Source organism: Butyrivibrio sp. LC3010 (assembly GCF_000424385.1).
GTDB lineage: Bacteria > Bacillota > Clostridia > Lachnospirales > Lachnospiraceae > Butyrivibrio.
On the sequence record NZ_AUJU01000001.1, the window covers coordinates 240,080 to 253,644 of the forward strand.

The following is a 13,565-nucleotide window of genomic DNA, read 5'->3' on the forward strand; positions in this document are numbered from 1 at the left end:
CCGTTTGTCTGGGAGTAAATATGGAAGAGATTAAAGGAGATAAGATTTCTCGAATACTTGATCTTTATACGAAGCTCATGGATGGCTGTGTTATTTATAAATCTGAAGAAGCACTTAGCCATGGTGTTAATGAAAGAAGTATCCAGCGTGATATTGATGATATCCGGTGCTATTTGGAGGATGATGCATCTGAGCGAGGCTATATAAACTCAGTAATCTATGATCGGGAGAAAAAAGGATATCGGCTAGAGCAGATTTACAAGATTAGGCTGACAAATAGTGAGGTGCTTGCTATTTGCAAAATTCTTTTGGACAGTCGTGCATTTACTAAGAAAGAAATGAAGGATATTCTTGATAGATTAGTGAATTGCTGTGCACCAAAGGTAAACCAGGACCTTGTATATGATCTTATAAAGAATGAGGAATACCATTATGTTGAACTCAGACATAAGAAAGCTTTTATTGATGTGTTATGGGAAGCTGGGATGGCAATCCGAGCTTGCCATTATGTTGAGATAAAGTATGAGCGTCTTAAAGATAAGAAGAATGTAAATCGTAAACTTAAGCCTGTATCCATAATGTTTTCAGAGTATTATTTTTACCTCATTGCATTTATTGATGATGAAGACGAGGCCCGTCAGGACTTTGATGTTTTAAATGATGCCTTTCCTACAATATACAGAGTGGATAGAATAAAAAAAATAAAGACATTGGAAGAACGATTTGAGATGCCTTACGCAAGCAGATTCGAAGAAGGTGAATTTAGGAAAAGAGTGCAGTTTATGTATGGCGGCAAATTACAAAAAGTCAGATTTCGGTACACAGGACCTGATGTGGATGCAGTTCTTGATAGATTGCCAACGGCAGAGATTGTTGATGAGGATGAAGAAGGCTACGAACTGAAAGCAGAGGTTTTTGGTAAAGGAATAGATATGTGGATTAGAAGTCAGGGAGATTATATTACGATGCTAGAAGGAGGAACTGACAGATGATAGGCGCAATAATAGGAGATGTTTCTGGATCTCGTTATGAAAGACTAAATCATAAATCAAAAGAATTTGAATTACTCGATAAAAGATGTCATCCCACAGATGATACTATTATGTCTCTTGCAGTGGCTAAGGCTATCCTGGAATGCGAAGGAAATTGGGAAGATCTTTCAGAAAAAGCAGTATCTGCAATGCAGGAATTGGGCCGAGCATATAAGAATGCTGGATATGGAAAATCTTTCATTGGTTGGTTGTCAGAAGATAATCCAAAACCGTATGACAGCTATGGCAATGGAGCTGCAATGAGAGTAGGCCCATGTGGATATGCTGCAACCAATATTCCCGAGGTAAAAGAATTGTCTGCTGCAGTTACAAAGATTAGTCACAATCATCCTGAAGGAATGAAAGGTGCTGAGGCAACTGCTATTGCCGTTTTTATGGCGAAAAGTGGTAGGAGCAAGGATGAAATAAAGGGATATATCGAAGAATATTATTACAAAATAGATTTTACGCTTGATCAGATAAGGGCTTCATATAAATTTGATTCTTCATGTCAGGGATCTGTGCCAGTGGCTCTTGAGGCTTTTTTTGAAGCAAGTGATTTCGAGGATGCTGTTAGAAATGCAATTTCAGTAGGCGGTGACAGTGATACGATTGCAACAATTGCAGGAGTGATAGCTGAGGCATTCTATGGAATTCCCGAAGGAATAATCGAAGCAGCTACAGATTACTTAGATAGTCGTCAGATGGAGATTCTTTATTATTTTGAAAAAATGTATACTTCTAAAGCGCTTGATTTAGATGGCAAAGCAACAAGGACTGTGTTTGAGGTAATTGATGACTGTGTAGACAAGGTAATACCGGCTGGAACATCAATAACTGCAGAATGTGATGAAGATGGAAATATTATTCACGCCCAGGTAGATGAATCTGTTATGAAGCCGGATTTTAGTTCCTTTGATAAACGGGATATAGGAAAAGAGGCAAAAGAAATACTGTCTAAAGCCGGTTCAGATTTGACTAAGGTTGGGAAAAAAGCAGGCAAAAAAGCAGGAAAAGGTATATTGACAGCAGCTAGGTCTATGAAAGATACCATAGATAAAACTAAAGAAATGGCAGCTGCAAAAGCAATTAATTGCTATGCCATTGCAACAGAAAATACAGAAGATACGGAATCTACTATGTACGCCGTAAGTGTTTTGCAAAAAGCTGGATTTGACGCAAAGATACATGTCGCACAAGGCACGATGTTCGGATATGTTTTTGCAAAAGGCGAGGATTATGAAAAGGCTGCAAAATTGTTGGAAGATGTAAAAGGAGTGTCTTTAAATGCCAATCCAGTGGATAAAGTAATGGCTGAAATGATAAGAAAACACTAGGAGGTACGGATATGTCCTACAAAATAGGATCATTTAATGTCCGAAATCTATCTTTCGGTGCTGGCGCAAGTAGAGATCTTGATTTGATGGCTGGCATAATAAAAGAATTTGATGTTATTGCCCTTCAGGAAGTACTGAGCGAAGGAAAGATTCTAGAGGGAATAACTGTAAGTGATGTTTCGGGGCAAGCTATGGCCTATGAATATTCATTAAGGAGTAGGCTTGGTGATAATTGGGATATGTGCTGGTTGGATCCCAAAACTGATAGTAAATGGTATCCATACACCGGGGATGATTCCAGAGGGGAAGGATATGCTTTTCTTTGGAGGAAAGATAAATTCAAGTGCCCATTGAATGAGCATGGAAAAGTAGTAAGACCAAGAATAATACATCAGTATAAAACAGATAGTTCCAGAGGCGAAATGAAGTTAATCAGGGATCCTGGATATGCGAGATTACAGCTCGTTGATATGCCCAATGCTGAAATCAGGCTTATTACAACGCATATTGTTTATAAGAAGCCTAGTGAAGATAATTTGTCAAAGGCAATTGATTTTGGATCTTATGTCATGAGGCAAAATGAGTTTAATGTACTGGCGCGAAGCATATATACATCTGTGAGTGAGGATCATAACGATATCAATTGTATTGTCCCGTACACGATTATACTGGGAGATTATAACCTTAATTTATTTTCAAGTGGAGCAGGTTCGCCTTTTGTGCCGGCAGTTATGGTAGTAGATTCAAAAAAGAGAATCTTAGGTACAGAAGGAGAAATGAAGAACGGATTCTATTTTATGCATACTACACAGGCTGATTTATCCACTGTAAATAAAGATGCTGATAATTATGCAAGCAATTATGATCATTTTACATTTGATGAGCGAACGAAGAATAGTATTGTTGAGGCAACACCGCACAGAGTTAATGCAGTGGAAAGGGCAGGAGACTTTAAAACATACAAAGACAAAGTCTCAGATCATATACCAGTAATGCTTGAAATAAGCATGAAATGAGGAGGTAACGAAGATGAGCGATAACACATATGAGATTCAGGATCAATTAAAAGCGGCATATGCATTAAACATGTGTACTGTATCTGTATCTCAGATAGTAGATTATAACGATGAATATATACTGGAGCAGGAATACGAGGCAATACTTAATAATCTGAACCTTGAGCAGATGCCAAAGGATGAGGCTCTTCTAAATATTCTTGTTAAGCTGCTTAATGTAATTACATTTTTCAGAATAGATAAGGTTAAGAGGGCTCAAATAGAGAAGAAATATCAGCGCAGGATAAAAAACGCCATTTGGTCTGCTGTTCCCAATATCGGGGTTATTGTGGCTGGAGATCCTGTGACAGTGGGATTATCACTTGCGACACAGGTTGGCATTGGCTATATGAATTACAGGAGAGAAAAGGCTGATGCATTAGCTGATAAAGAAGATTCTGAGGTAGAGCTTAGAATTACTGCAATGGAACAGTTTAATGCTTTAAGGAGGGAACTGTTTACTACAGCTTGGAGACTTGCTGATGAATATAACTTCCCGGATAAATACAGATTAACTGAGCGTCAGATAACTCAATATAATGAGATACTTATGGATCCTGACGAAATAAGGAAATATGAGCGCTTATCAGCTGTTAAGGATAATTTTGAAGCATATCTTCCGTTTTGGTATTTTATGGGGCATTCAGCGAAGTATATTGCAGAGGACAAGGATAATGGACTGGATTCAAACGCTAGAGACTACTATATAAGTCAGGCAAAGGAAAACTTTGAGAAATATGAGAGCCTTAATTCCTTTAATATTCTGAGAGAGGATGAACTAACTGCTTCATTTGCGCTCGAATATGTAGATTTGCTTTTATTGGAGGAAAATCCTGACCAGGAAAAAATCATAAGACTTATCGAAACAGCTGTGAAGATGGCTGGAAATGCAAATGACATACTTGAACTTTGTGCAGTGTCTTATCTAAAAGTAGGACAAACTGATAATGCAGAAAAACTTCTCAGAATATTGGTAAATGAAAACTACAATACAGCTACAAACGCTAAGCTTTTGAGCAGAATATATGTTAGTGAATATCTGAAAGGTACCAATCCGTTGGCAAAGACGCAGTATGGTATTTTGGCTTCAAGAGTGACACCTGCATGGCTTTTCCCTATGCCTGATAATAGAGCAGATGATCTTATGCTTCAGGATAAGGAACTCCAGGACAAGTATATTTCAGAGCAACGTTTTGCTCTTCAGAAGGAATATGGGGATGTTATAAATCAGTTCATTGAAAAAAACATTGTTATGTTCAATAAGATTATTCCTATCCCGGTAAGGGATGCTAATGATGAGTATTTTACTAATTCAGAGACAGCTATTAAGAGAAGACGCCAAGATGTTTATGACGCGTTGGAGAGCGATAGGGGAAATGAGTACAGGCAACAAATAAAGGAATCTGGATACAGATTTAGGTACATAGAACTAATCAATGAAATGCTTAATGCACTTGACGAGCTGAGAGTCTTCCGTGATAACAGTGATAAGGAAAGCATGATTCAGCTTATTAAGACAAATCTTTCTGATTCAAGTGGAGAACTAAAAGAAATCCAAGAAAAGCTTAATCGCAATGATGCATTCTCTATTATTGATTATGAAAAGATCCAAAAAAGCCTGTCTTTCCAAAGATTGACGAAAGAGTTCTTTGATGTTCTTAAGGATAAAATACTTCAGAGCATAGGAAGTATTGAAACCCTTGATGATTTAGATGATGTTGAATTGGATATTGTACAGTTTTGTAGAAAACATGATCTGGAAGAGCGTAATCCTAATCCAAAAGGGAAAATAGCACAGTCTGTTCATGATAAGGAAAGTGATTATATTTCTCAGGACATTTTAGGTGAGGATGAACGTGATGAAAGCTTTAGCAAAGTAGCATTTGAAAAAATGCTAGTTGCAGTTAGAGATGCTGCGGATGGTATCGTAGAGGATGGAAGTAAAATGAATCTTCTTATCCGGGGAGATAAAGAATTCGAGCTGTATTTCAAAAATGTGAAATTAAGGGGAGATGCCTTTAAGACTAAGACATTAGCAATACTTGATGATCACTCCTTTGCTAATTCGGATTTGTTCATTACATGTGATGGTGTAGTGCCGGTAAAGAGAAGCAAAGTGGAGGGACTGAAAGCTTTTAGTAAGATTGAGTACCAAGGCAAGAGTCTTAATCTTGGTTGGCCTGAAGAATATTCAAATCGCGCCGTTAATCTAGGTAATCTATATAGCTTACTTGAGAAACTTGGTAATATTAGAAAGAACTCAAAAGCATAAGTTCAATAGATAGAAATATAACGTTTTTTCAGTTGGGAATATTTCGGGAAATACTGGTACGAAATCAGGAAAAACTGGGAAGGTTATAGGGTTTTTTTATCAAAATTACTGTGTTATATTTACAATGGACAAAGCGATAGGGAAAAACAAAAAACACTTCCCCGGTCGCCGAGTCCATTTTCTTTTGCAAAAGAATAACGGTAAATGAAGCGTCAGCTTGTGACTGTGAAATGCAGTTGCAGGTCTGGCGCTTTTCTTTTGCCCAAAATCAGACAGCCAGCGGATGACGATCCAGGGCATACTACAACAAAAGAAAGGATAACACATTTATGGATTATGAAAATTTCAAAGAAAGGTTCGTGGAGGACCTGAAGGATAAGCTTTACGAGAAAGGAATTGAGGCAGATGTTTCAGTAAACACTGTGAACAAGCTGAACGACAGCTACGAGGCAGTGACGATCAAGCCGGTTGATGATCAGGTCGGTGTGAACATCTCACTTAATAAGTGCTACGGGGCATATGAAGATGGAACTGACTACAACGAGGTTGTTGATAAGACATCGCAGCTTGTTGCAGACAGTCTTGAGAATAAGCCTGAGGTCGATATGGCAACACTTACTGATTATGACAAGATGAAGGACAAGCTTGTGATGGAGGTTGTTTCAGCTGAGACCAACAAGGATCTGCTTGAGACGGTTCCTCATAAGGACATCGAGGACATGGCTGTGGTTTACCGCTTCGTTCTTAATTCTGATGTTGAGGGCAGAGCATCAATCCTTGCTACTAATCAGATGATTGAGAACTTCGGAATCACGGCTGATCAGCTCCATGCTGATGCACTGGAGAATGCGCCTCGAATCAAGCCTGTTGAGATCAAGGGCATGGGCGAAGTACTTGCCGAGATGATGGGAATTGAGCAGGCTGAGATGATGGGACTTTATCCTGTAAGACCTGAGGATGAGCAGATATTCGTAGCATCCGTACCTGATAAGGTGCACGGTGCCGGAGTTCTTGCTTACCAGGATTTCATGGATCAGGCTGCAGAAAGGGCTGGTGGAGATTTCTACATTTTACCTTCGAGCATTCATGAAATTCTCATCGTTCCTGACAACGGAAAGATGGGACTTCCTGAGCTTGAGAATATGGTAAAAGAGGTAAATGCCACTCAGGTATCACCTCAGGATAAGCTTACTGATAACGTATACCACTACGATTCACAAGCCAAGATCTTCGAGCTTGGTGAGAAGTTTGTGGAACGTCAGGCTGAGCGTGAGGAGCAGGACATCGACAAAGAGGAAAAGGGCTCTGTTCTTGGTGAGCTTAAAGCCAAGAAAGAAGAGGTTTCCAAGACTCCTAAGAAGGATGCTGTAGATAAGGCATCTAAGACCAAGGGCGGCGAAGCAATTTGACCGCCCTGCTCCAGGTATTGTTACTAATCAAATAATAGCTGATGGGCTATGAAGCGTCAGGCTGTGAGTATACCTCCGGTTTGGCGCTTTTTTGATGCCCGGAAAGGATAGAAAAATGTCAAAAACAATCGTAGACGTAAAATCAGGAACCCCCAGAACAGTTACAAGATCAGTGATCGGTCAGAAGGAGCCACTTCCTCATCCCAAGAATTGTAGTCATGAATGCCCCTACGGATATGGCAGAGCTTTCTGCTGGCCCTGCATGGCAAAGATTATGAATGAGCACAGAGCTGTCACGAAAACTGTACAGGAAGCGTGACACTATGAAATTCGATTACTTTTATGAGAATCAATCAGAGAAGTACTCGTTTTATAGGATTCCAAAAGCCCTTTTTACAGAGGGACCATTTCAAAATCTATCCACAGATGCAAAAGTGCTCTACGGACTTCTGCTTGAGAGGACAAGTCTTTCACAGGAAAATGGATGGCTTGATGAGAACGGCAGAGTCTATGTCTATTTCACAATCAAGGCAGTTAAAGCATCAATGGGATGTGCAAACGATAAGGCCTGCGGTCTTTTAAAAGAGCTGGAAAGAATAGGTCTGATCGAAAAAAGGAAGCAGGGACTATGTAAGCCAACAATCATATATGTGAAGGATTTCATGGGATTCCGGAAAACGGAACGCAGGAATTCCGATAATCAGAACTCCGGTGTTCCGAAAATCAGAATTCTGGACGACCGGAAATCGGAATCTAATAATACTGAGAATAATAATACTGAGTTAAATAATCCTAATCTTATCTTATCAGGATTAGATGTGGATAAGGATGAGAGATCAGTTTATCACGACATTCTTATGGAGCAGTTATCCATGGAGATATTGTATGAGCGTTATCCATTTGAGAGAGAAACTCTGGATGCAATCCTGGATATGATGCTGGATATCATCTGTTCCAAGAAGGAATACATCCTCATTGCAGGGGATAAGAGACCTTTAAATGTCGTGAAGTCTCAGTTTCTGAAGCTCAATTCAACGCATATTGAGTACGTTATGGACTGTATGAAGGACAACCCTGTAAAGGTTCGGAACATCAAACAGTACCTATTGGCAACACTCTACAATGCACCACTTACTATAAACAGCTATTACCAGGCCATGGTCAACAACGATATGGCTGAAGGAAGAATTTAGGAGGAAAACAAAATGGGAAAATTCTCACTTAACTTAGATCCAATAAAGGACGGATTTGTAGGAACAATAGAAAAGGCAGCAAGCACTGCCGGAAGATATGCAGTCATCGGTACCAATTATGATCACAGATTCATTTCTGAAAAGCAGTTCAATGCATATACAGATGAGATGTCAGAGAAAAATACTTTGGGGCTTTTGCTCGTCAGCAGTTTCATGATTTTTTATGACACAACAAAGCTTATCGAGATTGATGGTGAGAACTATCTTGTCGGAAGCTTCCTGGTTGTGGAACCGGCAGGTGAGAATGAGGCTCCTCATGCATATGCCTGGCTTGGAGATGGTGACATTGAGGCAGTAAAAGAAACACTTTCAGAGTATCTGACAGAGCTGATCATTGATGGTGAGCGCTATGATGCGCTGCATGTGGACTAAGGAGGCAAAAGATGAGCAGGACAATACCTAGAGCATTTGTTACAGCAGCATGGAGCAAAAACCGCGTGGACGCAGAAGACCAGGCGAGGAAATATTGCAGTGAACTTGTAAAGGCAGAATATTTACCGCTTTGTCCGGTGCTGGCTTTTAGCGGAATCATCAGCGAGGATGATCCGGACGGGGAAAAGAAGCGCAGGGAGATGTCGGAGGATCTCTTAAGACGCGCAAGATTTCTCGTAGTCTGTGGCAAGAAAATCAATGATGACGTTAGGGCAGATATTTCCGTTGCAAAGCGTTCCAAGGTAATACCTACAACGCTGGAAGGCGTTCTGGAATGCGGTGAATAAGGCTTCCGTGCTGACAGAAAGGAAGTGATTATTTGCAGGAAGAAGTATCCAAAAAGACGGTTCAATTCGCAGTGAATGGAACCAAGCTGACAGCAAAGTTTCTCTGGAAGGCTCTTGTAGCCTTTAAGAGACATCACGATAAGAAAAAAGTCGAGAGAGAAGTAAAAAAGAATACTCCCAAAAGAGGCAAACAGACTGTAAAGCAGCTCGTAGGTCAGGGGCAGGGTGTTTCTGCTATGGAAATAGGAGACTCCGGAATCAGTGATTTCAAGCGCATTGCCAACAAGTACGGTGTGGATTTTGCAATAACGAAAGATAAGACTGTTGATCCGCCAAAATACACTGTGTTTTTCAAGGCAAAGGATGCAGATGCTATCACTGCTGTATTGAAAGAATATGCTGCAAAGCAGACAAAACGTAAGAAATCGCAGCAGAAGGAACGTCCCAGCATCCTGCAGAAACTCAAGAAGTTCAAGGAGCTTGTGGCGAAAACAGCTCGTCAGCCCAAGGAGCGCAGGAAGGAGCAGGAGAGATGAAAAAGAAATATAAAAAGCTCTTTATCCTGAATATTCCTTATGTGTTTGTGGGACTGGTAGGAACCAATGTTGGCGAAGCAATCCGCATAGCATCAGGAACCACATCTTCAGAGAAGCTGCAGAGCATAGTTATGGATGGCACTTTCGGAACAGCTTTTTCTAATCCGATGCCAAGCTTTAATCCAAGAGATCTGCTTGTGGGGCTGGCTATCGGAGCAGGGCTGAGGCTTGCTGTTTATATCAAAAGCAAGAACGCCAAAAACTTTCGCCACAACATCGAATACGGCTCAGCCAGGTGGGGAAAAAGAGAAGACATAGAACCTTACGTAGATCCTGTCTTTGAGAATAATGTCATCCTTTCCCAGACTGAGCGGATCACAATGAACAGCAGACCTGCGAATCCCAAGTACGCAAGAAACAAAAATCTTCTTGTAGTTGGCGGTTCCGGTTCAGGTAAGACCAGGTTTGTAATGAAACCTAACATCTTACAGATGCATTCAAGCTATGTTGTAACTGATCCAAAGGGCACAGTAGTAAATGAGGTTGGATACGCACTTGTTAAAAATGGTTATGTGATGAAAATATTCAATACCATCAACTTCAAGAAATCAATGCATTACAATCCATTTGCTTATGTGCATGATGAGAAGGATATCCTGAAGCTCGTCACCACGCTGATAGCCAATACAAAAGGCGAAGGAAAGTCAGGTGACGAATTTTGGGAAAAGGCGGAAAAGCTCTTATATTCAGCACTTATCGGATATATCCATTATGAAGCACCGGAGGAGGAGCAGAACTTTACAACTCTTCTGGAAATGCTCAATGCAATGGAAGTCAGGGAGGATGATGAGGAATTTAAGAATCCGGTTGACCTGATGTTTGAAGAGCTGGAAGAAAGAGATCCTGAGCACTTTGCGGTAAGGCAGTACAAAAAATACAAATTAGCTGCAGGAAAGACAGCGAAATCAATACTTGTAAGCTGCGGAGCAAGGCTTGCACCTTTTGATATAAAGGAGCTTCGCGAGATCACAGCTTACGATGAACTGGAGCTGGATACTCTCGGAGACAGGAAAACAGCACTGTTTTTGATCATGTCAGATACAGATGCCACATTCAATTTCCTGATTTCCATGGTATATACCCAGCTCTTTAATTTGCTCTGCGAAAAAGCAGATGATGTGTATGGTGGAAGGCTTCCGGTTCATGTGCGATGTCTTATTGATGAGGCAGCCAATATCGGACAGATCCCTAATCTGGAAAAGCTTATGGCTACCATACGAAGCCGCGAGATTTCTGCGGCGCTTGTACTACAGGCAAAATCGCAGCTAAAGGCGATTTACAAGGATAACGCTGATACCATCATAGGCAACTGCGATAGTCAGATATTCCTTGGAGGCTCTGAACAGACAACCCTTAAGGACCTCAATACCACACTCGGTAAAGAGACAATAGACATGTATAACACAGGAGAGTCCAGGGGAAGCTCACAGAGTTTTAATACCAACTATCAGAAGCTGGGACATGATCTTATGAGTATCGATGAACTGGCGGTCATGGACGGTAGCAAATGTATTGTGCAGGTCCGTGGTGTAAGACCATTTTTGTCAGATAAATATGATCTGACTCAGCATCCAAAGTATCCACTAACAGCGGATGCAGACAAGAGGAACTGGTTCGATATCGAGAAGTTCCTTGATCACAACTTAATATTGAAACCCGATGACGAATATGAAGTCATCGACCTAAACGAAGAAGAGTAAAGCCCACTGAGGTGTCAATAAAAGGCATCTGAGTCAGGGCTTTTTCTTATGCCCGGAAATCGGGCAGATACGGCCGTATTCCCAAAGCTCAGTCGACGGGGCTTTGGATTGTAACTAATAAACCACAGATTTCAAACAAAAGAAAGGAGAACCGGAATTATGGGGACTGCAATTATAAAAATGAGAGAGAAAGGGACTAATACAGTCCCCGAAAAATTCCGGAAACACACATTATGGCATTTTTTCAGAGTTCAATCACAGCACTTCAGACAGTAGTAGTTGCCCTTGGCGCAGGCCTTGGAGTATGGGGAGGCATCAACCTTCTTGAAGGTTATGGCAATGACAATCCCGGCGCGAAGAGCCAGGGAATGAAGCAGCTCATGGCCGGAGGCGGAGTTGCCCTCATTGGAACCACACTTGTTCCTCTTCTTGCAGGTCTTTTTTGATCTGCCGGAGGGGAGGAATCGGAAGAAGCATGTCTCATTGACATAAGGACGCGCAGGTAGTATTATAATGATAGGTGGGATATCCCACCTATCATATAAGGAGGTGGACCTTATGGAAGCTATCAAAGATTATACGGTACACATTGACAGCAAAAAGAGAATCACCCTCAGAGGTGCGTTGTATCAATACTATAATGTAAAAGAATACGAAAATGGTTGCATAATGCTTGAACCGCGTGAACTAACTGTTCCTGATGGCATCTCGGCAAATACTTTAAAAGATATGGATAGAGCAATAGAGAATTTCAAGATGGGAGATGTTTCACCCGCTATTGATCTGTCTGATTTTTAGGGGGGATTGCCTGGATGGGATATGCGATTAGGATGGGAATTCCTGAAATGGAGGAATTATGGAATTCTCTTCAGACTCAGTACCGGGATGGTACTATCAGTAAAAAAGACGAGGAGCTTTATAGAAAATGGGGTAATGCTTTGAAGAAGCTATCCCTTGATCCGATGTACCCGAGCTTAAAATCTCATGAAATAACTGAATTGTCCAGACGATATGGTATGAAAGTCTGGCAGTCATATCTTGAGAATAAAAAGAGCGGGGCGCGTCGCATGTACTGGGTATATGGACCAGATCAGCAGGAGATAACAATAATCGGTTTGGAACCACATCCTGAAGATGCAAAAAATGGTGCATATGACAGAATAAAGCTGTCGGATTTATAACAACTTAATATTGAAGTAGTGCAGGACCATTCAACAAAGGATGGTCCTTTTTTAATGCAAAAAAGTAGGAGGTAACAAGTGGACAGCATAATTGAGGCGATAGAGGACTGGTTTAGAGGTCTGCTTGTTTCAGGCATTATGAGCAACATTACAAATACATTCTCCGCACTGAACAATCAGGTGGGTGAGATTGCATCAGAAGTCGGAAGGACACCGGCAAGCTTTTCACCAACCATTTTCAACATGATTAAAAATCTTGCAGAGAATGTGATTATGCCGATTGCAGGGATATTGCTCACCTTTATTGCCTGTTATGAGCTGATCCAGCTGGTTATAGGCCATAATAACCTGGCCAATTTTGAAACCTGGATCTTCTGGAAATGGATTTTCAAAACCTTCTTAGCAGTGACACTTATAACAAATACGATGAATATCTCGATGGCAGTCTTTGATGTTGCGCAGCATGTGGTAAACAATGCAGGCGGCATAATAGCAGGTTCCACAGCCATAGATGACAGTGCACTGGCCACAATGGAAAGCACTTTGGAGACCTTGGAAATAGGTCAGTTATTATCCATATATCTGCAGTCATTCGTGGTACAGTTTCTGATCTATATCCTGTCAGCCCTGATATTTGTCATAGTCTACGCAAGAATGATTGAGATCTATCTCATGGTAAGTCTTGCACCTATCCCATTTGCAACCTTTGGAAACAGGGAGCAGTCACAGATAGGACAGAACTATTTAAGGTCACTCTTTGCACTGGGATTCCAGGGATTCTTGATCATGGTATGTGTTGGAATATATGCGGTTCTTATTCAGACCGTAACCTTCTCAACAGATATCATCGGCTCTCTATGGGGAGTCATGGGTTACACGATACTATTGGCATTTACGCTCTTTAAGACAGGGGCAGTTGCCAAATCAATTCTCCATGCACACTGATAGGGAACAAATGCAGGAGAAATAAATACAAAAGTTCCCTAAAACAAAAGAAAGGATTTTGGGTAAC

At 40.9% G+C, this 13,565-nt stretch carries 15 protein-coding genes; all 15 read left to right on the forward strand.

Going from position 1 to position 13,565, the window contains the following annotated elements:
- Nucleotides 1-20 precede the first annotated feature (20 nt).
- The 15 genes from G622_RS0100975 to G622_RS0101045 all read left to right on the forward strand — a co-directional run bounded on the left by G622_RS0100975 (nt 21) and on the right by G622_RS0101045 (nt 13,498).
- Nucleotides 21-992 carry a helix-turn-helix transcriptional regulator gene (locus G622_RS0100975; RefSeq protein WP_026509141.1) on the forward strand — a complete coding sequence of 324 codons (972 nt, stop codon included), beginning with the start codon at nt 21-23 and terminating at the stop codon, nt 990-992.
- Nucleotides 989-2,368 carry an ADP-ribosylglycohydrolase family protein gene (locus G622_RS25060; RefSeq protein ID WP_081675114.1) on the forward strand — a complete coding sequence of 460 codons (1,380 nt, stop codon included), beginning with the start codon at nt 989-991 and terminating at the stop codon, nt 2,366-2,368. Before G622_RS0100975 ends, G622_RS25060 begins: the two co-directional genes overlap by 4 nt.
- Nucleotides 2,369-2,379: 11 nt before the next feature.
- Entirely contained in the window at nt 2,380-3,384 is a 1,005-nt protein-coding gene (locus G622_RS0100985; protein ID WP_026509142.1) for a hypothetical protein, read from the forward strand.
- A 13-nt stretch (nt 3,385-3,397) separates the two neighbouring features.
- Nucleotides 3,398-5,695 carry a hypothetical protein gene (locus G622_RS0100990; protein ID WP_026509143.1) on the forward strand — a complete coding sequence of 766 codons (2,298 nt, stop codon included), beginning with the start codon at nt 3,398-3,400 and terminating at the stop codon, nt 5,693-5,695.
- 329 nt (nt 5,696-6,024) lie between these two features.
- Nucleotides 6,025-7,104, forward strand: a complete 1,080-nt coding sequence (locus G622_RS0100995; protein WP_026509144.1) for a DUF5688 family protein — start codon at nt 6,025-6,027, stop codon at nt 7,102-7,104.
- A 115-nt stretch (nt 7,105-7,219) separates the two neighbouring features.
- Complete coding sequence (locus G622_RS0101000; protein WP_155831389.1) at nt 7,220-7,423, forward strand: hypothetical protein; 204 nt, start codon at nt 7,220-7,222, stop codon at nt 7,421-7,423.
- Between the two features lie 4 nt (nt 7,424-7,427).
- Complete coding sequence (locus tag G622_RS0101005) at nt 7,428-8,297, forward strand: DUF6017 domain-containing protein (RefSeq protein WP_026509146.1); 870 nt, start codon at nt 7,428-7,430, stop codon at nt 8,295-8,297.
- Nucleotides 8,298-8,309: 12 nt separating this feature from the next.
- On the forward strand, nt 8,310-8,729 hold the full coding sequence (locus tag G622_RS0101010; RefSeq protein WP_026509147.1) for a hypothetical protein: 420 nt from the start codon (nt 8,310-8,312) through the stop codon (nt 8,727-8,729).
- A gap of 11 nt (nt 8,730-8,740) precedes the next feature.
- On the forward strand, nt 8,741-9,076 hold the full coding sequence (locus G622_RS0101015; protein ID WP_026509148.1) for a DUF7768 domain-containing protein: 336 nt from the start codon (nt 8,741-8,743) through the stop codon (nt 9,074-9,076).
- Between the two features lie 32 nt (nt 9,077-9,108).
- A complete protein-coding gene (locus tag G622_RS0101020; protein ID WP_026509149.1) occupies nt 9,109-9,612 on the forward strand; it encodes a PcfB family protein in 504 nt (167 codons plus the stop codon).
- Nucleotides 9,609-11,372 (forward strand): VirD4-like conjugal transfer protein, CD1115 family, encoded by a 1,764-nt coding sequence (locus tag G622_RS0101025; protein ID WP_026509150.1) that lies wholly within the window; start codon nt 9,609-9,611, stop codon nt 11,370-11,372. Before G622_RS0101020 ends, G622_RS0101025 begins: the two co-directional genes overlap by 4 nt.
- 233 nt (nt 11,373-11,605) lie before the next feature.
- Nucleotides 11,606-11,818 carry a Maff2 family mobile element protein gene (locus tag G622_RS0101030; RefSeq protein ID WP_026509151.1) on the forward strand — a complete coding sequence of 71 codons (213 nt, stop codon included), beginning with the start codon at nt 11,606-11,608 and terminating at the stop codon, nt 11,816-11,818.
- A 112-nt stretch (nt 11,819-11,930) separates the two neighbouring features.
- Nucleotides 11,931-12,170, forward strand: coding sequence for a hypothetical protein (locus tag G622_RS0101035; RefSeq protein ID WP_026509152.1), 240 nt, complete (start codon nt 11,931-11,933; stop codon nt 12,168-12,170).
- Nucleotides 12,171-12,184: 14 nt separating this feature from the next.
- Nucleotides 12,185-12,553, forward strand: coding sequence for a hypothetical protein (locus G622_RS0101040; protein ID WP_026509153.1), 369 nt, complete (start codon nt 12,185-12,187; stop codon nt 12,551-12,553).
- Between the two features lie 78 nt (nt 12,554-12,631).
- Nucleotides 12,632-13,498, forward strand: coding sequence for a VirB6/TrbL-like conjugal transfer protein, CD1112 family (locus G622_RS0101045; protein WP_026509154.1), 867 nt, complete (start codon nt 12,632-12,634; stop codon nt 13,496-13,498).
- Nucleotides 13,499-13,565 lie beyond the last annotated feature (67 nt).